18 protein-coding genes are annotated in these 23,906 nt (G+C 42.1%); 9 read left to right on the top strand and 9 right to left on the bottom strand.

Annotated elements, in window-relative coordinates; genetic code table 11:
- Positions 1-188 precede the first annotated feature (188 nt).
- The 3 genes from F0227_RS02145 to F0227_RS02135 all read left to right on the top strand — a co-directional run bounded on the left by F0227_RS02145 (position 189) and on the right by F0227_RS02135 (position 3,779).
- Positions 189-905 carry a FadR/GntR family transcriptional regulator gene (locus F0227_RS02145; protein ID WP_171751516.1) on the top strand — a complete coding sequence of 239 codons (717 nt, stop codon included), beginning with the start codon at positions 189-191 and terminating at the stop codon, positions 903-905.
- A 165-nt stretch (positions 906-1,070) separates the two neighbouring features.
- A complete protein-coding gene (locus F0227_RS02140; protein WP_171751515.1) occupies positions 1,071-2,933 on the top strand; it encodes a putative nucleotidyltransferase substrate binding domain-containing protein in 1,863 nt (620 codons plus the stop codon).
- A 129-nt stretch (positions 2,934-3,062) separates the two neighbouring features.
- A complete protein-coding gene (locus F0227_RS02135) occupies positions 3,063-3,779 on the top strand; it encodes a 3'-5' exonuclease (protein ID WP_171751514.1) in 717 nt (238 codons plus the stop codon).
- Between the two features lie 107 nt (positions 3,780-3,886).
- Here F0227_RS02135 and F0227_RS02130 read toward each other — a convergent pair whose 3' ends face one another.
- The 4 genes from F0227_RS02130 to F0227_RS02115 form a co-directional block, all read right to left on the bottom strand.
- Complete coding sequence (locus tag F0227_RS02130; RefSeq protein ID WP_171751513.1) at positions 3,887-5,374, bottom strand: tripartite tricarboxylate transporter permease; 1,488 nt, start codon at positions 5,372-5,374, stop codon at positions 3,887-3,889.
- Between the two features lie 9 nt (positions 5,375-5,383).
- Positions 5,384-5,827, bottom strand: a complete 444-nt coding sequence (locus F0227_RS02125) for a tripartite tricarboxylate transporter TctB family protein (RefSeq protein WP_171751512.1) — start codon at positions 5,825-5,827, stop codon at positions 5,384-5,386.
- Positions 5,828-5,934: 107 nt separating this feature from the next.
- Positions 5,935-6,861, bottom strand: coding sequence for a tripartite tricarboxylate transporter substrate binding protein (locus tag F0227_RS02120; RefSeq protein ID WP_171751511.1), 927 nt, complete (start codon positions 6,859-6,861; stop codon positions 5,935-5,937).
- A gap of 10 nt (positions 6,862-6,871) precedes the next feature.
- On the bottom strand, positions 6,872-7,354 hold the full coding sequence (locus F0227_RS02115; RefSeq protein WP_171751510.1) for a hypothetical protein: 483 nt from the start codon (positions 7,352-7,354) through the stop codon (positions 6,872-6,874).
- Between the two features lie 871 nt (positions 7,355-8,225).
- Between F0227_RS02115 and F0227_RS02110 the strand changes: the two genes are divergently transcribed.
- Both F0227_RS02110 and F0227_RS02105 read left to right on the top strand, forming a co-directional pair.
- Complete coding sequence (locus F0227_RS02110; protein ID WP_171751509.1) at positions 8,226-9,413, top strand: iron-containing alcohol dehydrogenase; 1,188 nt, start codon at positions 8,226-8,228, stop codon at positions 9,411-9,413.
- A 343-nt stretch (positions 9,414-9,756) separates the two neighbouring features.
- Complete coding sequence (locus F0227_RS02105; protein ID WP_171751508.1) at positions 9,757-11,535, top strand: transporter; 1,779 nt, start codon at positions 9,757-9,759, stop codon at positions 11,533-11,535.
- 698 nt (positions 11,536-12,233) lie between these two features.
- On the opposite strand, the gene F0227_RS02100 is transcribed toward F0227_RS02105, so the two are convergent.
- From F0227_RS02100 to F0227_RS02085, 4 genes are all read right to left on the bottom strand, one after another.
- The gene (locus F0227_RS02100) at positions 12,234-13,994 is read right to left on the bottom strand and encodes a transporter (RefSeq protein WP_171751507.1); all 1,761 of its coding nucleotides are present in this window, start codon (positions 13,992-13,994) and stop codon (positions 12,234-12,236) included.
- Between the two features lie 306 nt (positions 13,995-14,300).
- On the bottom strand, positions 14,301-14,927 hold the full coding sequence (locus tag F0227_RS02095) for a bifunctional 4-hydroxy-2-oxoglutarate aldolase/2-dehydro-3-deoxy-phosphogluconate aldolase (protein ID WP_171751506.1): 627 nt from the start codon (positions 14,925-14,927) through the stop codon (positions 14,301-14,303).
- Between the two features lie 50 nt (positions 14,928-14,977).
- Positions 14,978-15,910, bottom strand: a complete 933-nt coding sequence (locus F0227_RS02090; RefSeq protein ID WP_171751505.1) for a sugar kinase — start codon at positions 15,908-15,910, stop codon at positions 14,978-14,980.
- Positions 15,911-15,942: 32 nt separating this feature from the next.
- Positions 15,943-16,278, bottom strand: coding sequence for a cupin domain-containing protein (locus F0227_RS02085; RefSeq protein ID WP_171751504.1), 336 nt, complete (start codon positions 16,276-16,278; stop codon positions 15,943-15,945).
- Between the two features lie 307 nt (positions 16,279-16,585).
- Here F0227_RS02085 and F0227_RS02080 point away from each other — a divergent pair, with 307 nt between their 5' ends.
- Complete coding sequence (locus F0227_RS02080) at positions 16,586-18,748, top strand: heparinase II/III family protein (RefSeq protein ID WP_171751503.1); 2,163 nt, start codon at positions 16,586-16,588, stop codon at positions 18,746-18,748.
- A complete protein-coding gene (locus F0227_RS02075) occupies positions 18,748-20,901 on the top strand; it encodes a heparinase II/III family protein (RefSeq protein ID WP_171751502.1) in 2,154 nt (717 codons plus the stop codon). The genes F0227_RS02080 and F0227_RS02075 overlap by 1 nt, the downstream gene beginning before the upstream one ends.
- A gap of 101 nt (positions 20,902-21,002) precedes the next feature.
- Here F0227_RS02075 and F0227_RS02070 read toward each other — a convergent pair whose 3' ends face one another.
- Positions 21,003-21,815, bottom strand: coding sequence for an SDR family NAD(P)-dependent oxidoreductase (locus F0227_RS02070; protein WP_171751501.1), 813 nt, complete (start codon positions 21,813-21,815; stop codon positions 21,003-21,005).
- A 311-nt stretch (positions 21,816-22,126) separates the two neighbouring features.
- Here F0227_RS02070 and F0227_RS02065 point away from each other — a divergent pair, with 311 nt between their 5' ends.
- Together F0227_RS02065 and F0227_RS02060 are read left to right on the top strand one after the other, a co-directional pair.
- Complete coding sequence (locus tag F0227_RS02065; RefSeq protein WP_171751500.1) at positions 22,127-22,726, top strand: VTT domain-containing protein; 600 nt, start codon at positions 22,127-22,129, stop codon at positions 22,724-22,726.
- Between the two features lie 98 nt (positions 22,727-22,824).
- The gene (locus tag F0227_RS02060; RefSeq protein ID WP_171751621.1) at positions 22,825-23,901 is read left to right on the top strand and encodes a D-alanine--D-alanine ligase; all 1,077 of its coding nucleotides are present in this window, start codon (positions 22,825-22,827) and stop codon (positions 23,899-23,901) included.
- Positions 23,902-23,906: the final 5 nt, after the last annotated feature.

Raw genomic sequence — 23,906 nt, 5'->3', positions numbered from 1 at the left:
TTAATTGTATTACAAAAAAGACCATTAAAGAGCAAAAACCCGTGACGGACGGGAAAAGGCCCTCTTATATCAGCGAAATAAAGGTGTGAGAGAGTAGACTAATGAGGTAATGTTCATTTGGTGTTAGCACTGTTCAGTGATAGTATCGTTCTTAAATAATACATTTATAACGAAAGATAAGTATAACTATGGCCAATGAATTCAGTTCCATTTCAGGTTCAAGACGTAGCCTTCACGTGCAAGTTGCCCGTGAAATAGCGCGTGGTATTTTATCTGGAGAGCTTGCCCAAGGTTCTATACTTCCCGGAGAAATGGCGCTGTGTGAACAATTTGGCATTAGTCGGACAGCACTACGTGAGGCAGTAAAACTGCTCACCTCCAAAGGGCTATTGGAATCAAAACCTAAAGTAGGCACGCGAGTGATTAATCGCGCTTATTGGAACTTTCTAGATCCTCAATTAATTGAGTGGATGGATGGTCTGGCCGATCCTGATGAATTTTGTCATCAATTTTTAGGACTTCGTCGCGCAATAGAACCAGAGGCGTGTGCCCTCGCCGCGAAATTTGCTACAGCAGAACAACGCATTGAGTTGTCAGAGACATTTCAAGCAATGGTAGAAATTGCAGAGGCTTCAGAGTTTGATCAAGAAAAGTGGATGGAAGTAGATACCCGCTTCCATAGTCAAATTTTCAATGCCACTGGAAATGACTTTTATCTACCGTTCGGCAATATTTTAACCACCATGTTCGTTAACTTTATTGCCCACTCTTCAGAAGAAGGCAGCACCTGCATCAATGAGCATCGACATATTTACGATGCCATCATGGCAGGAAATGGTGACAAAGCACGTCAAGCATCAGCGGATCATTTGCTTGCTTCAAAGCACAGATTACCCGAAGAGTAATAGACTTAATTTATACCGTTTAGCGAAAAGCACACCACCTCGGTGTGCTTTTTTTATTCTGTTCATTGACTCACCAATACCCATCTAAAAATTATTTCCTTCCTAATCACAATTCAGTTACATTATATAATAATACAAATAATCAACAGATCATGGTTATCTATTATGACCCATTCACTATTACCTAATATTATCCAGTTTATCGGTCAAGTTGATCCGTTTGATAAAATTCCAAAATCTGCCATTCGGCAATTGGCTTCGCAGATTAAAATAACCTACCTTGCAAAAGGAGAAGTGATTGATTTTTGTACTCCAGGTCAGCAAAAATCACTTTATATTATCCGTACGGGCTCCATGGAACAGCGTAAAACTGATGGCGTGCTGCGAGCCAAACTCGGGCCAGAAGATTTATTTGGTTTTACCTTTCTAAACTCAGACACTGCTCCTGCGGATGGCTATCACGCCACGGCTATCGAAAACACCCTGCTCTATCTCATTCCTCACTCCGCATTGCAAGAACTGCTCATCCAGTTTCCCGATTGCGCGGAACATTTTGCCTCTCAAGCGCAGGTGCGTTTGCAGTCGGCACTTGATGTGGTTTGGTCCAATAAAGAAAAAGGGCTATTCATTAAACGAGTGGAAGAGGTGGCGAGTGGCAGAGTGGCCGTTGTTACCGCTAACCAAACAATCCAAGCCGTAGCGCATGAAATGCGAGTGATTCAACGCTCTTCCTGCGCTGTGGTCTATGAGGATGAAAAGATCGTTGGCTTAGTAACCGACCGTGATATGACCAAACGTGTCATCGCGCATAACGTCGCGACAGATAAACCTATTTCTGAGGTAATGACGCACTCACCGCTCACAATCGCACCAGATGACCTTGTGCTCCATGCGGCTTCAATGATGATGCAGTTCAATATTCGTAATCTACCAGTCATCAAAAATAATCAAGTGGTTGGATTACTCACCACTACTCACTTGGTACAAAATCATCGTGTTCAAGCTATTTTCCTGATCGAAAAAATAAAATACGCCAACTCCATAGCATCCCTAACCAGTTTCACCGCTGAGCGTCAGGCTATATTTGAAGCATTGGTAGAAGGCAGAGTCTCGCCTGAGACCATTGGAAAAGTGATGACAATGATAATGGATGCCTATACTCGACGTCTTATCCAATTTGCCATTGATCAGCTAGGGCCTCCGCCATGTGACTTCAGTTGGATAGTAGCGGGATCGCACGCTAGAAATGAGGTTCATATGCTCTCTGACCAAGACAATGCCATCGTTCTTGATGATAATGCGACCGAGCAAGATCGACTCTATTTCAATCAATTGGCAACGATTGTAACGAAAGGTCTGGCGAACTGTCACTATCCTCTCTGCCCCGGAAAGTTCATGGCGGTTACGCCTAAATGGTGTCAAACGTTAGCGGTGTGGAAACTCTACTATAAGAAATGGGTGGCCAATCCGGAATACCAGTGTCTGCTAAATATTAGTGTCTTCTTGGAGATCCGTTCGCTCTATGGCAACCGAGAGTATGAAACAGAGCTGAGAAATGCAATGCACAGCAATATTCGCTCCAATCGTGAGTTTCTCAGTATCTTGGTTAAGGACGCAGTCAATACGCATCCTCCTTTAGGCATTTTTAATAGTTTGGTGCTGGAGAAGTCAGGAGAAAATAATAAGACATTAAATATTAAAAAATACGCCATCAACTTAATCATCGATTTGGCTCGAATCTATGGTCTCGCTGTCGAATCAGATCTCAGTGCGACCGGTGAACGCTTCAACGCAGCTAAACAGCAGGGTGTATTGAGTGAGGATGCTTTCAAAAACATAACTGGAGCCTACCAATTTATTTTGTCTTTTCGCTTCAGCCACCAGCTCGAAGCGTTAAAGCAGGGAAATAAACCTGATAACCATATCAATCCCGATCGGTTCGGCAGCTTTGAGCGTAAACATTTAAAAGACGCATTTAGAATTATTGCCGACCTTCAAGAAGCGGCAAAAATACGATTTAGCCGATGATTCGACTCAGCAAATCGAGCACCAAGGTGTAACTAACCGCTAAATAACAGCAAGTGAATATCATTAAATGACTTTCAACAAATGAACAGCAACATCGGGCAAACAAACTATCAGTGATGAGAAAAACCAATGATCAACTTACTTAGCTACTTCCATCCTTTAGAACGAATAAAACGTCGACGAGAGGCTTACCATTCATCACTCCCTCTGCCCAATGTTATTTCTCAACTTATCCAGCAGCCGATTCCTAACATCGCTGATATTGCCATGGATCTCGATTATATTGTGCTGGACTTTGAGACGACAGGTCTGGATAGCAAGCAAGACCTCATCCTCTCTATGGGGTGGGTGACAATAAGCCAAGGAAAAATCGACTTGCTCACGGCGCAACATATCTATATTAACGACGCCTCTCAGATAAACCCGCAGACAGCCGTCATTAACCATATTACTCCGCAAATGTTGGCTGAAGGCGTCTCCATTCATGACGCGATGAACACTTTTTTTCAAGCCGCAAAAGGGAAGATTATTGTGGCCCATGCTTGCGCAGTTGAAGCAAACTTTATGAACCATTATCTGGAGCACTCTTTTCACCTACCTAATGCGCCACTGATTTGGATCGACACATTATGTATTGAAAAAAAGCGCGCCAAAGCGATTAACCAAGATGATGATCTTGACCTCACTTTATCAGGTGTTCGTCAACGTTATAATCTGCCTGAATACAATAGCCATAACGCACTGGCAGATGCAGTATCTACCGCGGAGTTACTGTTAGCGATCAACAAGCGTCTGCAACCCAATAACAGCACGACATTTGGTCAACTATATAAAATGAGCCAATAACTATTGCTGTATTGTTTCAATAAAAAAATGCCCAACTTTACGTTGAGCATTTACAGTTGATAAGCTTTGTTATAACAAAGACGGTCCCATAACGAACAATGTCATCGTTAGCCCTCTTTTCTGGCTTGCTTTTTCTTCATTTTCATCGTTGAGTAAACAGAGAAAACGGCCAGTAAAATAAAGCCTAGCGCGATTGGTCGTTCATAAAGAAATGACCAACTGCCGTCAAACATGAGCAATGATTTTCTTAAGTTTGTTTCCGCCATCGGGCCAAGAATGATAGCTAATAAAATAGGTGACGAAGGCACATCTAATTTATTAAATACAAAACCAAGAAGTCCAAATCCAATAGCAATTCCCACATCAAACATTGAATTATTAATGGCATAGGCACCAATAACTGACAAAAATATAATAATAGGAATCATCAACATTTTTGGTGCTTCAACTATACGACAGAAGAATCGAATACCGATCAAACCTATGACCAACATAATGATGTTAGCAACAAGCATAGAGCTGAACACCCCGTAGACAACGTCCGGGTTTTGGGCAAACAGCAACGGACCGGGTGTTAAACCTTGCACAATAAGCGCGCCAAGTAATACCGCCGCAACCGCATCACCGGGAACACCTAAAGTCAGCAATGGTACAAGTGCTCCACCCGTGACGCCATTATTGCCCGCTTCAGCCGATGCTAATCCACGCACTGACCCTTGGCCGAACTCTTCTGGGTTCTTCGATGAACGTTTCGCTTCGTTGTAACAAACAAAAGCCGAGATATCCGCGCCGGCACCTGGTACCGACCCAATGGTGGTTCCCATCAAGCCACTCTTGATGGCGGTTGGCATCATCTCTTTTAAATCACTTTTGCTCAGTAATTTGTGATCAAATTTTACTGCCTTAACCTTTTTCTCTGACACTATTTTTTCAAGTTGATTTAACGCTTCAGATAATGCAAATAGCCCGATTAATACCGGAATAACATTGACACCACTATAGAGATCCATAATGCCAAACGTAAACCTAGGCACACTACTAATAGGATCAAGTCCGATTGTCGAGACAAGTAAACCAACACAACCTGCCAGTAAGCCTTTGAATATGTTTTTTGAAGAGACACTCGCAATAATTGTTAAACCAAAAAGTGCCAACGCAAAATATTCAGGGGCATTAAAACGTAATGCAAACGTCGCCAATTTTGGCGCAATCGCGATCAGAATGATGGTACTGATCAGCCCGCCAACAAATGATGCGACCGCTGATATACTCAACGCTCTAGCGGCTTGTCCCTTAACTGTTAGGGTATGACCGTCTAATACAGATGCCGCGGATGCAGGTGTTCCGGGAGTTTTCAATAAAATAGCAGCAATTGACCCCCCATAAATACCACCGATGTATACACCAATGAGCATGACCAGTGCGGGAGTTGCATCCATACCAAACGTAAACGGCAGTAGAATCGCCACCCCCATCGTCGCCGTCAGTCCAGGTAAAGCTCCGAGAATGATGCCACCCAATACGCCAAAGAAAAGTACAGGCAAAACCGCAGGGCTAACGGCGGTCATTAAGCCATCGAGCAAATATTCAAACATATTAGTCTCCTATGCCCAGATGGCTTGAGGTAAGGAGATGTAAAATACTTCTCCAAATAAATAGTAAACAAGCAAAACAAATACGACAGCGACCAGATAGTAGAGAGGCTTTTTAATTCTGAAAAAGAGCAAATAAAAAATGAATGCAGAAAGGCTTGCTAAAAGGTAACCGACCACACTGATCAACAACGCATAGCCAATCAAAAAAGCCACACCAAACAGTGCCATTTTTGACATGATCGCTTGCTGCTCTGCGCTCGACTTCTCCAGTTTGCTTTGAACCAGCAAGATGAAGCTAATAACGATTAAGGCGATGGAGATAACCATAGGGAAGAACTTCGCATCCACACTGGCATCTTGATACATAGGTTCATCAAATTGAGTCGTGACAGCAAATGCTAACGCGCTGAAAAGGATAACAATCGATGGAAAAATGATGTTTCTATTTGGCATAGAATTCACCTAACTTACAAATTATTTATAGGTAACGCTATAGATGTAGCGTTACCTAATTTATATTTTAAAAGCTTAGCCAAGCTGGCTAAGCTTAATACCTGAACTTAGTTTATTAACGTTCCTAGTGCTTTGGTATCTTCATTAACAAAGCGAGTGAACTCTTCCGCATTTAAATTGTGGATAGTCATGGCGCCTTTTTCCATAAAGGATTTAAATTCATCTGTAGCCATTGCTTCATCAAATGCTTCACCTAACGTTTTAATGATCGCATCTGGTGTATCTTTCGGTGCACCAATTCCGCGCCATGTTCCCGTAACAACATCAATACCTTGCTCTTTTAGCGTAGGGACATCTGGGATGTACTGAATACGCTCTTCCGACATCACGCCCAGCGCCTTAAGTTGACCCGAACGAAGTTGGGCAATGGCTTCACCAGGTGTCACCATAGTCACGTCAGTATGATGACCAAGTACGGCAGGAATCGCTTCTGAAGCACCATTATATGGAATCGCATTTAGCTTGATGTTTTGATCTTTTTCTAACGTCATCAAATAAAAGTTTGGCGCTGCTGTTGATGCAAACTTCACTTTACCTGGGTTCTCTTTCGCTTCTTTGATCAGGTCATTAATGGTGTTGTAAGGGCTGTCTTTAGCAACCAAAACTACTGCTGGATCTAAGTTAACCAAACGAATCAGTTTAAAATCATCAGCAGTGTGCTGCATTAAGCCCATTTGTGGTAATGACGCGATTTCACGAGTCACCACAGTTAGCGTGTAACCATCCGGTCTCTGCTGAGCCCCAAAGCTCATTCCCACTGCGCCCGCACCACCAGTACGATTCATCACAGAGATATTTTTGCCTAATACATCTTTAGCACTATTTGCAAGAGTACGGCCAACCGCATCGGTACCGCCACCGGCTCCAAATGGGACAACTAAACGTATGTTTTTCGCCGGATACTCAGCCGCGATAGAACTAACAGAAACTAAAATTCCAGCTGAAACCAGTAATGTTTTAAGTAATTTACTCATAGTAAGACCTTTATTTATCGAGATTTCGATATGTTTGTGTAGGGGTATCAAGTTTGACCGTTTGGTACTCATGCATCGTTAGTTGCTCAATTGCGATAGCAATCCAGCCGCTAATTAGCATGTCATACCATTGCTGCACACCGCTGCATGCCACCACCACATTTCCGTATACGAAAGAACCGTAAAACAGAACGTCGTCATTTCTCAACGAGGCACAATGTTGGGTTTGTAATTGGATGTTGCTTGTTGATTCGCGCCAAGCTTGCTTGGCTTTGTTTCTGGCTAGTTGATCAAAGGCAACTGACCAAGATTCAGGTGTTCCTAAAGACGTTTCATATAAAATGGCATCCTCAAAAGAGGCTTCCCATGGTTTTAACTGAGGGTTCATAATGACAATATGAAGCTCTTGCCGGTTCGTTCGTTCAAATAACTTAGCTATTGCGGGCATCGTTAAATCAACCGCATCTTTAGCCACTTCATCAAGGGATTTCATATCATCTGCCTTATCTTTACAATCTTAAAACTCAACACAAAGAATATTGTATGACAAATATGACGCAATAATAGAGAAATAAAAACATGACAAAAGTCACATCGACCAAGCTAATAACCAGATCTTGATCTCTTTATTGCTCCTTTTACAGAGGAAATGTTAACAAATAACATCAATCAAATATTGAATGTTACATTTCAAGGTGGCTGACCGAAAAAATATCATGTCATATTTTATAATTATTTATGCAATTAGGTGGTATTCATAGACGAAAACAGCAAGACAAAAGACATGAAGTGATTTTTCAGATTCTGAATAAAGCCCCCTACAGCCAACCACAGCAAGGCCTGACGAACAAACACCCGTGAAAGCCCCACGCTCAAACCGCACCTTTTAGCAAGTAACGCACAACAGCATCAAATTTATAAAATATGACATAAATATCGACTCATTACAGAAAAACCAAGAATGAAATCTGCTACGTCAGAGAAGACAAGATTTTACACAAACATTACAAAACCCAAAATCAATGTAAAAACAAAATGTTAATTAATAAGGCGCAATTATTCGCTAGTATTTTTTCAGGCAAATACGGAATTTTTGCAATTTGGACTATCTTTTTATTTGTCATACATTATGATATATAAAAAGAACACAATTGGATTTTCTATTGATGGCTCAATTACAAGTTAGCCGTTAATACAATAAACCCATGTAATTACTCAGAAACTGAGGCAGTACACTGATATCACGGCTATAACGCAGATGAACAGCCGTATTAGCATGAGAAGATATATTGATCTTTATTACTCGTATGTACGCAGAAGTAATCATCAATATTCCGCCTCTACAGCATTGCGAGGAGCAATAAATGCAAGATTTCGCTTGGAATTTTCCGACAAAATTAGTATATGGCCCAGGTAAGTTGGCCGAAGTAGGTCAAGTTGCTAAAGGACTAGGAAAGAAAGCTTTTTTAGCGACATACGAAGCCAACGATACATTCGCACCAATTATTGATACGGTTGTTTCTTCACTTGCTAGCGCAGGTATCGAAGTCGTTGTATTCACTGAAATAGAGCCAAACCCTAGAGCTCACACCATTGACAAGGCGATTGAAATTTTCAATGCCGAAAAGTGCGATTTGGTGATCGCTCTTGGTGGTGGCAGCGTTATAGATGGTTCTAAATATATTGCAGCAACCTCTTTTAGTGGTGGTTCTAGCTGGGATTATGTTGTTCTTGGTGATCGCGTTCCTCGTGAATACACTGGCGCATTCCCTATTATTTCCATTCCAACCGTTGCGGCTTCTGGTTCCGAATGTAATGCCGGTGGAGTATTAACCAACTGGGAAACTAAAGAAAAAAGCTTTAGCCGTTCAGAATATCGCATCCCTAAAGTGGCCATTTTGGACCCAGAGTTACACGCATCATTGCCTGATTTTATTACTGCTGAAAGCTGTATTGATATCTTCTCTCATTTAATTGAACATTACTTATCAAGTGATGCTGAGTCTGCATTTGCTGACCGTATGACAGAAGGTATGATTTTAAACTTGATCGATAACTTCGATAAAATTATCGAGAATCCAAACGACTTAGAAGTTAGAGGCCAGTTAGCGCTCTGCTCTATTTTTGGCTGGTCTGGTTTTCAAGCATTAGGCCGACTAGGTTCTATCCCTATGCACTCCATCGAAATGCCACTAAGCGCCCACTACGATATGCGTCATGCTCGTGGTATGGCAGTAGTTATACCTCCTTATCTTGAGTATTTCTCTGATGTACGCCCAGACCGTTGGGCTCAACTTGCTCGTCGCTGTTTTGGCGTTACAGAACAAAATGATCAAGTTGCCGCTAAATTATTATCAGTGAAAGTAACTGAATGGTTAAAGCGTACAGGTATGTACATTAAACTGTCAGACGATGGCATTACTGATGAAAAATTTGACGAAATGGCCGACGACGTAGTGCGAATGTTTGCGATACCAGGAACCGACTCTATTGCCGGAGTTAAACCTATTTCAAAAGCAGACATAATCGAGGTATTTAAGCTCGCTCGTTAATGCTCCCCTCTCGTGTTGCCTTTGGCAGCACGAGAACTTTATATGTAATACAAATAAACCCACCAAAACTACCCTATCAAGCTATATCCCACTTGTTAATAATACCCTTCACTCCTCTAAATAGTGAACAAATACTACCACAAGCACCGAATAACAACGATTAAATAGAAAGACCATGAATATATTTGTTGGAGTTTCATTTTAAGATCAATATCACTTGTATGATTAATTAACAGGTCAATTCGGCAACATAGATCACGAACTTGAGTTATTGTAGTACAAATAAAACTATAGAGAGCTATTATATTTGGCAAGACATTAACAACTTTCAAAAGGTCTAAAGATGGAACTCAATACACTTATTGTTGGCATCTATTTCCTATTCTTAATTGCAATAGGTTGGATGTTCAGAACTTTTACTAGCACCACGAGTGACTACTTCCGAGGAGGCGGTAGTATGCTTTGGTGGATGGTAGGTGCGACCGCATTTATGACTCAGTTCAGCGCATGGACATTTACCGGAGCAGCCGGTAAAGCCTATAACGACGGATTTGCCGTAGCGGTAATTTTCGTTGCTAATGCGTTTGGTTATCTGATGAATTACCTTTATTTTGCACCTAAATTCCGCCAACTTCGCGTTGTTACCGTTATCGAAGCTATTCGTATGCGATTTGGTAAAGTTAACGAGCAAGTATTTACTTGGTCGGGTATGCCAAACAGCGTTATCTCCGCGGGTATCTGGCTTAACGGTCTGGCGATTATCGCATCAGGCATTTTTGGCTTTGATATGACAACAACCATTATAATTACTGGTCTAGTGGTATTAGTCATGTCAGTAACCGGCGGATCTTGGGCGGTTATTGCTTCTGATTTTATGCAGATGGTTATCATCATGTCGGTAACGGTAACATGTGCTGTTGTTGCTGTTATTCAAGGCGGCGGCGTCAGTGAAATCGTCAATAACTTCCCCGTTCAAGAAGGTGCGTCGTTTGTCTCTGGTAATAACCTCAATTACCTAAGCATTTTCGGTCTTTGGGCATTCTTCATTTTTGTTAAGCAATTTAGTATTACTAACAACATGCTGAACTCGTATCGTTACCTTGCAGCAAAAGATTCTAAGAACGCCAAAAAAGCCGCATTACTTGCCTGTATTCTGATGACAATGGGCCCACTTATTTGGTTTATGCCATCATGGTTTATCGCAGGACAAGGCATTGATTTAGCTGCAACTTATCCGGAAGCTGGTAAGAAAGCTGCGGATTTTGCTTACTTATACTTTGTGCAAGAGTACATGCCAGCAGGGATGGTTGGTCTGTTGATTGCGGCCATGTTCGCAGCAACAATGTCTTCCATGGATTCCGGTCTTAATAGAAACTCAGGAATATTCGTTAAAAACTTCTACGAACCCATTCTACGTCCTAATGCAACAGAAAAAGAGTTAGTAGCCGTCTCTAAAATCACCTCTACGGTATTTGGTATTGCCATTATTCTTATCGCGTTGTTCATCAACTCACTCAAAGGATTAAGCCTGTTTGATACCATGATGTACGTGGGTGCGCTTATTGGTTTCCCTATGACCATTCCTGCATTCTGTGGCTTCTTTATTAAGAAAACACCAGACTGGGCTGGCTGGGGCACACTGGTTGTTGGTGCGATAGTTTCTTACTTTGTCGGCTTTGTGATTAATGCTGAGATGATTGCTAGTTGGTTTGACCTTGAGCCGCTAACAGGTCGTGAATGGTCTGATATTAAAGTAGCGATTGGCCTGATTGGTCACCTAGTATTTACCGCTGGATTTTTTGTTCTATCAACCTTGTTCTACAAACCTCTCTCTGAAGAGCGCCAGAAAAATGTTGACCTATTTTTCAGTAACTTGGCAACACCACTAGTTGCTGAGTCTGCAGAACAGAAAATACTGGATAATAAGCAACGCCGTATGCTTGGCACGTTAATCGCAGTAGCGGGCGTAGGTGTAATGGCAATGTTCTTGTTGCCTAACCCATTGTGGGGACGCTTTATCTTTATTCTGTGTGGTGCCATCGTACTCTCTGTTGGTCTTCTACTTGTTAAAGCGGTGGACGATAAACAACCCGACCAACAATCGGCAGCAACAGAAAGTTAATCAAACACCAAAAACGATACGAATGCGGCTGTTTACAGCCGCATTTTTTTAGCCTTCTAATAATTACCCCCTTTTCCATACTCTCCTTTGATGGCTTAATCTCTCCACGAGCGCAAATCCATCAAACATTAAAGCGACTCTGATCTATTAACCTACTACAATGCTTTCACAGCTGTTTGTTGGTGCTTTATACAAGGCAGCACCTGTGGAGTGTCGTCATTTAATCAATCAAGAGATAGAGCGTTAGAACGCTGCAGCAAACCCATTCCAAAGAAGTCATATGAATAAAGTGTGTAATCGACAAATCAACAAACCTTAAGGGCTAATACATGTCGGGTTTCAATTATCATCAAGCAGCGGTGATACGCTTTTCTCCTCCCCATCCCCATTGATTAGAGATTAGAAAGCAAGTTCACTCTATAGGAGCCACGCTATAGGAGCCGAGACGCAATTGACGATCACTTAGGGCACTAGTCTGAATGTATCGATCAACCTGCGATACTGTCTTTCTAGTCAGCCATCTTTGACATACAACTTTGTTCTATCGACAAATGGTTTAAACAAGCTACGAAGGGTGCAATGATGCAGCAGAAGTGCAGGGATTAATCACTCGCATCAAAAAGCCCCTTAACCATAACAGTTAAGGGGCTTGAGAAAGCGAACAGTGATACCGCTAGCTAATGGAAGCTAGAGAAGTATCAGTCTTGCACAGCAAGCTTCGCTCCTGTGTTTCTAGAAGCATTAACCAGCAATACGCCAACCGTTAACACAATAGAACCACACAATAAGAACAGTAATCGTCCCGTTGCATCATTTGGAATAAGCGCCATGGCTAAAATACCAAATCCAGCAACACTAATTAGTTTTCCAAGCATAGAACGTTGTTTAGTATCAAGGTTCTTCTGTTCTTCACCTTCAGAGACTAATGGTGTGTTCCAGTTGATAAATAGCTGCTCAACTTCTTGCTCTCGCTCTGGGCTAAGTCCCTTATAGAATCGAGTCGTTAAGATAAAGAACCCACCAGTGAAGACCACATGTGCCGCTAAACTCAGACCGACTTTCAGATCCGCCCATTCACGGGCCGTAAGTGCCGTCTCTAGTCCAAACAGGTTTTCTACATCTTGCGCTTGCAACGAAATACCAAAGATATACGACACCACGCCACCGACAATTAAGGTTGCCCATCCCGCCCAATCTGGCGTTTTACGGATCCACATTCCTAACAACACAGGAATCAGCATAGGGAAGCCAATCAAGGCACCGACATTAAGTACAATATCGAACAAACTTAAGTGACGAAGCGAGTTGATAAACAATCCAATGCCAATAATGATTAATCCCATCACTATGGTGGTGATTTTGCTTATCACTACCAACTCTTTCTGAGTCGCTTGTGGCCTTACGATTGGTGAATAGAAATTACATACGAAAATACCAGCATTTCTATTTAGCCCAGAGTCCATAGAAGACATCGTCGCAGCAAACATCGCTGACATTAACAGTCCGACCATCCCTGCAGGCATAACATTTTGTACAAAAGCTAAGTACGCCGCGTCACCCGCTTTATCACCCATTGATGCGTACTGCTCGGCAAACTCTGGCATAAACGCACTAACGTACCATGGTGGTAAAAACCAGATTAGAGGGCCAACAATCATCAAAACACAAGCCAAGCCGGCGGCCTTGCGAGCATTTTCGCTGTCTTTTGCACATAAGTAGCGGTAGGCGTTAATACTGTTGTTCATTACGCCAAACTGCTTCACAAAGATAAATACAACCCACAGAACAAAGATACTGACGTAGTTGAGATTATTACCCAGCATAAAGTCACCATGGAAGTTACTGACAATGTTACCTAACCCTCCACCATGAAAATACGCCGCGATTGCACAAGTGATGGTCACGGCCATAATAACAAGCATCTGCATAAAGTCAGACGCCACTACCGCCCAAGAACCCCCAGTCACCGCCATTAACATCAGCACCAAGCCTGTCACGACAATGGTCGCTTCCATCGGAATATTGAAAACTGCCGCGACAAAAATAGCCAAGCCATTTAACCAAATACCAGCTGAAATCAAGCTATCAGGCATACCAGCCCAGGTGAAAAATTGCTCTGATGTTTTACCAAAGCGTTGGCGAATAGCCTCGATCGCAGTTACAACACGAAGTTGACGGAACTTAGGTGCAAAATAGAGATAATTCATGAAATAGCCAAAAGCATTGGCTAAAAATAATATTACAACGACGAAACCGTCGTTAAATGCCCGTCCTGCGGCGCCGGTAAACGTCCATGCTGAAAACTGCGTCATGAAGGCGGTAGCTCCTACCATCCACCATAACATCTTACCTCCCCCTCTAAAGTAGTCACTTGTTGATGTAGTGAACTTGCGAAACATCCACCCTATCGCGACTAAAAAGAAAAAATAGGCAAGAACAACAAAAGTATCAATAGTCATAATTTCAGCCTTTCTGAACTTAACATTGATCTGATATCAAACTTATCCTTGTACAATTACCTTAACTAAAACAAAACGAGTTAAATGCAATCAGATACCATACCGCTATCACTTAGTCATACCCTTAATTATGGGTAATATAACGATAAATAGTAGGTGACATCCCAGTCTTATCAATAAAAACAACACCACTGTTACACAAAAACAAACCAATACGCATAACAGAGAGGGTTGTTAGTGATATCTAGAACTTGGTTTATTTGATAAAGATAACGCTGTCATCTAAATCAAAGCAATAAATAACAGTTATGCGCTTACGCGCTCAACTGCATCGCGAACTAATTTACCCAGCTCATCCCATTTCCCTTGATTAATCAGGTCAGCAGGAACCATCCAAGTACCACCACAGGCAAGTACCGAAGGTAAAGAGAGATAATCATCCACGTTAGCTAAACTCACTCCCCCTGTAGGCATAAAACGGACAGGGTAAACCGCAGACAATGCTTTCAGCATCGATACACCACCAGACGGTTCCGCCGGGAAAAACTTCACGGTATCTAGCCCCATTTCCATCGCTTGCTCTACCAAGCTAGGGTTGTTAATTCCAGGAATAATCGTCACGCCTTTGTCTAGACAGTACTGAACTGTACGAGGATTAAATCCCGGGCTCACGATAAAATCGACGCCTGCATCAATAGCATCATCAACTTGTTTGTTGGTTAATACCGTTCCAGCACCGATCAACATCTCAGGAAATGCATCACGCATCGCTCTAATCGCCCCTGCCGCACAATCAGTTCTAAATGTTATTTCCGCACAAGGCATACCGTTATCAACTAAGGCTTTACCCAAAGGAATCGCATCTTCAACCTTGTTAATAGCGATAACAGGGATAACTTTAAGATGACTTAACTGCTCATTTAATTTCGTCATAACGCATTCTCATTAATTTATTACAAACCAGAATGTCTGGTTTTAAAAACTTACAATTGAAATTCAGGCATTAGCTCGCGAGGAATAATGGCCCCTTTATGTTGGATAACAGCACCAGCGACACCATGACCAAACTGCGCGGCTTGTTCGGCATTACCGCCCGTTAAGCGTCTCGCTAAGAAACCCGCACTAAAGGAGTCCCCTGCTGCAGTAGTGTCCACGATATTGCTAACCGCGTCTGGTTCGACATAGTTAACACCATTTTGCTCAACAACTAAGCATGCTTTACTACCACGTTTAATAATGATCTCAGCAACCCCCATTGACGTTGTACGTTCAATACATTGCTCTACATCCAGATCACCAAATAGCTCCTGCTCATCTTCAAAGGTAAGCAAGGCAATATCTGTGCATTGCAAAACTTTCCGATAACAAGCGATCGCTTCTTCTCTACTTTTCCACAACTTGGCTCGATAATTATTATCAAAGTAGACCTTGCCACCTTTGCTAGAAAAGCTCTTCAGAAAATCAAACAGCGCATTGCGACCTGTTTCTGTAAGAATGGCTAATGTAATACCACTTAAATAAACTGCGTCATATGTATGTAATTTATCGAGCAGGGCAGCCGACTCAGGCTGCTGCAACATAAATTTTGCCGCCGATTCATTTCTCCAATACTGAAAGCGTCGCTCTCCAAACTCATCGGTTTCAATACAATAAATTCCTGGCTGCTTATCTTCGATGGTGAGGACTAAATCTCCATCAATACCTTCTTCTTGCCAAGCTTCTAGCATTTCAGAGCTAAATGAGTCTTGCCCCAAAGCCGTCACATAGCTGATATTGATCTCTTGCGCTTTCAATAGGCGAGTCAGATAAAGCGCAGTATTTAATGTGTCGCCACCATAAGTTTGCTTGAGCTGACCAGAGATTTTCTGTAGCTCAATCATACATTCACCAATGACAGCAATATTGACTGATTTCATTTTGCTTACCTTAACAACAGAGGTTGCACTGATTATTTTAAAAAATCTTCTCGAGCTGGATTAAATATATCGAGCAAAACACTATCTTGCTCTAAAGCTACCGCACCGTGCTTTAAGTGCTTATGTGCTAAAAATGCATCTCCTTTTTCGAGAATCATTTTTTGCCCATCAACTTCTGCTTCAAAGCGGCCATTAACGACATACCCGATTTGATCATGAATGTCATGGATATGCGCGGTACCAATTGCTCCTTTATCAAAACAAACATGAACCGCCATAAGATTATCGGTATAGGCAACGATTTTTCGTTTAATGCCATCACCTAGTTCTTCCCAAGGGTGTTCCTGTGTCTTAAAGAATGGATTCATCGTACTTCTCCAGCAAAAGTTAATGTGTAATGATTTGAGAACAAGCATATATGACCAAGCTTATTTGTAATACAATATATCTAACACATCGTGACATGGATCACATATATTTTCATACCCCAGCGAGTGGCACGCTTAAAACACCAAGAAAGAAACCCAACTTAACTCAATAAAAACAATTATTTAAAGCTAAACGCACGATATTTATCATAGTTTCTTGCCAAAACACTACAATTAAACTTATTATTGTATTACTTTATAGATAAGCTAATTGATCAATACCTTTCGTTTTAGGGTGACAAACCATATGAATACACAACCAATTTTGTTAACAGAAACAGAAACAGAAATCGTTCAGCTACAGAAGGAACTTGGACAGTCGAGCTTGATGGGAAAAACCATCGATAAACATATTAGTGAAGTAGATGCATTTATGCGTTTACCTATTGATGTCCCTAACCATGGTGAAGCAGGTGGCTATGAACATAATCGCCACAAACAAAACTACACCTACATGAACCTAGCCGGACGACTTTTTCTTGTTACACAAAATGAAAAGTACGCACAGTTTGTCAAACAGATGTTGATTGAGTACGCCGATAAATACCTTACGTTTGATTTCCAAGTACAAAAAAATACCAATCCTACCGGTCGGTTGTTTCATCAAATATTAAACGAACACTGTTGGTTGATGTTTTCCAGCCTTGCCTACTCTTGTGTTGCTTCAGAAATGAGCCAAGATGAGCAAAGCTATATTATCGATAAACTATTTCAGCCTATGCTCGATATGTTCACTGAGAAATACGCTCATGACTTTGATCGTATTCATAACCATGGTATCTGGGCTGTGGCGGCTGTTGGTATTTGTGGTTTGGCAATTGGAAAACGTCACTATCTTGAAATGGCCGTTTACGGCATAGAGCGAAATGAGTCGGGTGGTTTCTTAGCGCAGATTTCCCAACTGTTTTCCCCTTCTGGCTATTACATGGAAGGGCCTTACTATCATAGATACGCAATCCGTCCAACCTGTGTTTTTGCAGAGGTTCTACATCGTCATATGCCTGAGCTCGATATATACAACTTTAAAGACAAGGTCATTGGCAAAACAGTACAAGCGCTATTAGCAACCGCTTATCCAAATGGAGAATTCCCAGCCCTAAACGATGCATCCCGTACCATGAGCATTACTGATATGGGTGTACAAGTAGCCGTGAGTGTTTACTCTAAGCATTATGGCTTGGATGACAACATTCTAGGCATGGCTAAAATTCAAGACGCTGTTTGGATGCACCCTTGTGGCCTTGAGCTATCACAAGCATACCAACAAGCAACTAAGCAACGTGAGATAGGCTTACCATTTTGGCCAAGCGCCGAACTCAATGAAGGTCCGAACGGCGAAAATGGCGCACAAGGATTTATCCGTATGCAGGATAAGAGTGGTGACGTATCTCAACTGGTAATGAACTATGGCCAACACGGCATGGGCCACGGCAATTTTGATACATTAGGAATTAGCTACTTTAACCGAGGACAAGAAGTATTGCGTGAGTATGGCTTCTGTCGCTGGGTAAATGTAGAACCCAAGTTTGGTGGACGTTATCTTGACGAAAACAAGTCTTACGCCAGACAAACCATCGCCCATAACTTGGTTACTATAGATGAAACTTGCCAGAGTGCTTTCGATGTTGATAGAGCAGATGCTATACACGGTAAGCCACACTTCTTCCAAGTATCTGACAGCCAAATTAAAGGCATGAGTGCGTTTTCAGATCAGCACTATGATGGCTTTGATATGCAGCGTAGTGTGTTTATGCTGAATCTTGACGAGTTCACTGCCCCTCTGCTTTTAGATTTGTATCGAATAACAGGTGAAGGTGAGCATCAGTATGATTATTCGCACCAGTTTGAAGGACAGTTGGTTCGCACCAACTTCGATTATCAAACCTATACAGAACTCGATACGCTAGGTAGTGATTTCGGTTATCAGCATTTATGGAAAGTTGCAGCTGGAAACATTAAAGAGACCGCATTGGTTAGTTGGCTACAAAACCATCACTACTATACTTGGCTAGGCACCAGTTCTAATGATAACGGTGAAATAATTTTCACTCGCACTGGCGCAAATGATCCAAGTTTTAATCTTCGTAGTGAACCCGCGTTCATTCTACGAACGAAAGGTGAATCGACACTCTTTGCTTCCGTACTAGAAACTCACGGTTATTTTAATGAAGAGTTCGAACAAAGTACCAATGCACGAGGTGTGGTTAGAGATATTCGCATTATAGGCTATAACACCACAGGCAGTGTGGTAGAGATTGAAACCGAACAATCTGTTATTACAGTCATGATCAGTAACATTGCAAACGTCAATGAGACCACAAACCATCAGTTAACTTTACAAGGCAAAACATATAGCTGGGCGGGATGCTACTCAATAGAGAGAGCCCCTTCAAAGCAGGAGAAAAAATAATGAGCTATCAACCACTTTTACTCAATTTTGACGAAGCTGCAGAGCTTCGCAAAGCACTTGGCACGGATAGCCTATTAGGAAATGCACTGTCACGCGACATAAAGCAAACTGATCAGTATATGACTGAGACAGGGATTGAAGTACCGGGGCACGGTGAAGCAGGCGGATATGAACATAATCGCCACAAGCAAAATTACATCCATATGGATTTAGCTGGTCGACTGTATTTAATCACCCAACAGGACAAATACCGCGACTATATCGTCGATATGTTAACCGCGTACGCTAAGGTGTATCCAACTTTAGAGAGCAACACCAGTCGCGATTCTAACCCTCCGGGAAAACTGTTCCACCAGACATTAAATGAAAACATGTGGATGCTGTATGCCTCGTGTGCCTATAGCTGCGTTTACCATACATTGAGTGAACAACAAAAACATCTCATCGAAGACGACTTACTTAAACAAATGATTGAGATGTTCGTGGTCACCTATGCTCATGATTTTGACATCGTACACAATCACGGCCTTTGGGCTGTTGCCGCGGTCGGTATTTGTGGTTACGCCATCAATGATCAAGAGTCGGTAGACAAAGCACTATACGGCCTTAAATTGGACAAAGTAAGCGGAGGGTTTCTTGCTCAGCTCGACCAGCTCTTTTCGCCAGACGGTTATTATATGGAAGGCCCATACTATCACCGCTTTTCACTGCGTCCGATTTACCTATTCGCAGAAGCAATAGAGCGACGTCAGCCTGAACTCAATATCTATCAGTTCAATAACTCGGTGATCAAGACAACCTCTTATGCCGTGTTCTCTACTGCGTTCCCAGACGGAACCTTGCCAGCACTCAACGATTCATCAAAAACCATCAGCATCAATGATGAAGGTGTGATCATGGCAACAAGTGTCTGTTATCACCGTTATGAACAGAGTGATACGTTGTTGAGCATGGCAAACCATCAACAAGATGTTTGGGTACATAGTTCAGGTGCAACATTGTCTGACGCGGTGGCAAAAGCCGACACCATTCCTGCATTTAACTGGGGAAGTTTATTTGTTACTGATGGCCCTAATGGTGACAAAGGAGGAGTCGGTATTTTACGTCATCGAGATCAACATGACGACGACACCATGGCACTAATTTGGTTTGGACAGCACGGCAGTGATCACCAATACCACTCTGCGCTAGACCATGGTCACTACGATGGCTTGCACTTGAGTGTGTTTAACCGAGGTCATGAAGTCTTACACGATTATGGTTTTGGCCGTTGGGTAAATGTAGAGCCTAAATTTGGCGGACGTTATATCCCAGAAAACAAGTCTTACTGCAAGCAGACGGTTTGTCACAATACCGTTACTGTGGATCAAAAAACACAAAACAATTTTGATACGGCATTAGCTGAATCCAAACATGGTGAGAAACATTTCTTTAAGGCCGAGGACGAAAAGTTACAAGGTATGAGTGGTCGCATATCAGGTTATTATGATGGTGTGGATATGCAACGAAGCATTATTCTTGCTGAGCTTGAGGAGTTTGAAAAGCCGCTTGTCATTGATGTTTATCGCATTCAAGCAGAGCAAACCCATCAGTATGATCTCCCTGTGCATTATACAGGGCAAATTATAGCAACTAACTTTGACTACCAAACCGAAAGCACACTAAGACCACTAGGTGAAGACAATGGCTACCAACATTTGTGGAATCTAGGCTCTGCTAAAGTAGAGTCGAGCACTCTTGTCAGTTGGTTGCACGATAATAGCTACTACAGCTTGGTGACTAGTGTCGATCAACAAGGTGATGTTATTTTCGCACGTACCGGTGCCAATGATCCGGACTTTAATTTGCGCAGTGAACCTGCACTGATTCTTCGCCAATCAGCAAAAGATCATGTTTTTGCCTCGGTATTAGAGACTCATGGTTACTTTAATGAATCCATTGAAGCATCTGTTGGTGCGAGAGGGTTAGTGAAATCCGTTGAGGTATTGGGTCACAACGAAATTGGAACCGTTATCGATATCCAAACTACGTCAGGTAACTCATATCGTTTTGGCATTTCAAACCAAAATCAACAGCAACAATCAGACACTCATACCGTTGAGTTCTCTGGTCAGTGCTACCGCTGGACAGGTGCATTTGCGTTAATTAAATAGCCGTTACTTTAATAACGGATGCCGCGACTCACTCTACAGATACCCTCCGCTGAGTGAGTCGCCGTCACACCAAGCATGGGCAATCGGCTTATAGCTTTGCCCTATCTCATTTTCTTTGCCAATACCGATTCAATAACGTCCACCAGTTGCTGCGTTTTCTGCTTGTCTAGCGCATCTGGATGAGGAGAAGAGAACTGGCCTATATCGTTATCAAAATACAATCCCGTTGCATTGGAAAACTGCTCCGATAACGCGGCGCGACATAAAACATCAGCGCCTATTTGTAAGTCTCCCCCCGCTACACCATACGCCTGTTTCACCATCTTACTTCCCAACAATGAGGCAGGATTAACGGCAATTACCGATGGGCCTGAAGCCCCGATGGTAGCGGCTAGCGCTCGTGACCACATGGTGATAGCCAGCTTAGATTGCGCGTAGATAATGTTGTCTGGCAGTGTGCTCCCTTCACTCACCAACTCTTCCAAACTCACTGTTGATTGCGCCGCAGAAGATAAATTGATGATACGACCATCAGGCTGGAAAAGATCCAGTAATCGTTTAGTTAACAGGTAAGGAGCAAAAGTGTTTACTGCAAATCGTACGTCCAATCCCTCTTCTGTACTCACATGATCAACGTTATAAATTCCTGCGTTATTAATCAATACATCCAGCTTTGTCTGTTGCTCTAATAGCTTTCTTGCGAACGCTTCTACGTCTGCAAGTATAGATAAATCACATAAATACGCACTTACCTGACCAGCATCAGATAAGCTCTCCAGCTCCTCTTTGACAGCAGACAATTTGCTCATACTGCGACCATGAATTAAAAGATGGTGACCTTGTGACGCTAACATTTTTGTCGTTTCATAACCTATGCCGTCTGTCGCACCTGTTATCAATATTGTCTTTTGCATTCTACTTTCCACCTTATGACCGTATCCGTTTACTAATACAATAAACTGCTGTGCTTAACTCTCTGCGCAACATAAACCGCGATTAAAAAGTATAACGTGATGGTTAAGGTCTGATAATAGACCATTCATTCCAATCACTTTGTCATTTCAGTAAACATTCATCACTACTGACTCGATTGACACGTCATTTTCTCTTCACAAGACGAATTTATATCTGTTTAAAAAAAATCGCTTTTTTTTACCGTATCTATGAAATAAAACCCTTGGCACTAAGGTCTAGTAGATTAATAACATTGAGTAAGTAGGTAGGTATGACAGATTGGATCAACATCAGCTCGAGTTTACAACAAAGCCTAGGGGTTTCTGGCCTGTTTATCTCGATCATTCTGCTCTCTTATCTATTGGAAGATTTGGCTATCATCACCGCTGCACTACTTGCTGCGGATCAGTCGATAACCCCATCACTCGCTTTACTCGCTATATTTATCGGGATTGCATCGGGTGATATTGGTTTATACGGGCTGGGGATGTTAGCTGCACGATGGAGAGCGCTTAGATATCGATTGTTGACCAATAAAGCGATGCGAACGGTTCGACAACGTTTAAAAAAACACACCATGCTAAATATCGCATTTATTCGTTTTATCCCTGGATTAAGAACCATAGGTTTTACATTAAGCGGCCTATTTCGAGTCAACTTTATTCAATTTATGACCTCAGTGATCCTCGCGACAGCGCTGTGGACCGCAATTGTATTCTTCGCAATTTACCAACTAGGCTCTATAGAGTGGTTAGAGAACAATCAATGGAAATGGATAATCGCTCCTTGTGCCTTATTTGCTTTATGGAAAATCAATCGTCGTTCATCAAAAAAGATTTTTTCAAATAGTGGTAAAGGAGTATCGACTTGAAAGCTTTAAATAAAAACAAGCAGGATTTTGCTCCTCAATATAAACAGGACAATGTAGTGCCAATACGATCAAACCAATCTATAGAACAAAAACTGGGAATGCCTGAAATGGACCGCTCTGGACCCGTGGTTTCTCGCTATGAATTCTGGCCAACGTGGTTTTTTTACGCCCCAGTAGTGGCACAAAGCCTATGGCACAGCATTAAATACCGAAGCATCAGTTTACCCCTTATCGCGAATCCCTCTATCTGGTTAAGTGGCATGGTGGGTGAGTCTAAAAAAGACATTTTGAATCTTGCAGGAAAAGAAGCGAATAAGTGGATATTGCCCTTTAATACACTGCGTAAAAACAGCAGCAGCATCGACGTACAGTTGCGAGATGCACTGGAGGCAATGGAGCAGGCTAAACTGCATTTTCCTGTAGTGGCTAAGCCCGATAAAGGTTGCCGAGGAGCAGGAGTCAGACTGGTTCATAATCAAGAGCAGCTTGTCGACTATATTCAGCGTTTTCCCGAAGGTGCGGATTATCTGTTACAGAAAAAATCCGACTTTGATGCCGAGGTAGGCGTATTTTATATGCGCTATCCGGGGGAGAAAAAAGGACAAGTATTTTCTATTACTCTTAAGTATGCACCTTATGTGAAAGGTGATGGAGTTAAAACGCTGGAGCAGCTCATTGACAGCGATGAAAGAGCAGGACAACTTTCTCACATTTATAAAGACCGCCATAAAGGTCAGTTGAGTCGCGTTATTCCGAAAAATGTCGATTTTAGGTTGGCATTTGCAGGCAGCCATAGCCGGGGTAGCATTTTCAAAAATGGCAATGAGTACATTTCCCAACCACTGACTGAAAAATTAGACGCTATTTTTGATGATTTCGACGGTTTTTATTATGGCCGGTTAGACATCAAGTTCAAAAATATCGAAAGCTTAATGGCAGGGGAAGATTTTCAGATCATCGAAATTAATGGTGCCAGTAGTGAAGCCACCCATATTTGGGATAGTAAAACCCCATTAAAAGAGATTTTTTCTACCTTACTTTTTCAGTACCGCTCTCTTTATGAAATTGGTCATTTACAGAAAAAAGCAGGGCATAAGCCCCCCTCTTTAATGACACTTTTTAAAGCGTTAGCAGAAGAAAAAGCATTAGTGAAGCAATATCCGTCTACAGATTGATCAAG

The organism is Vibrio sp. 99-8-1, assembly GCF_013114595.1.
Classification (GTDB): domain Bacteria; phylum Pseudomonadota; class Gammaproteobacteria; order Enterobacterales; family Vibrionaceae; genus Vibrio.
The sequence above is the reverse complement of the archived record's forward strand: the minus strand, read 5'-3'. Positions and strand labels throughout refer to the sequence as shown.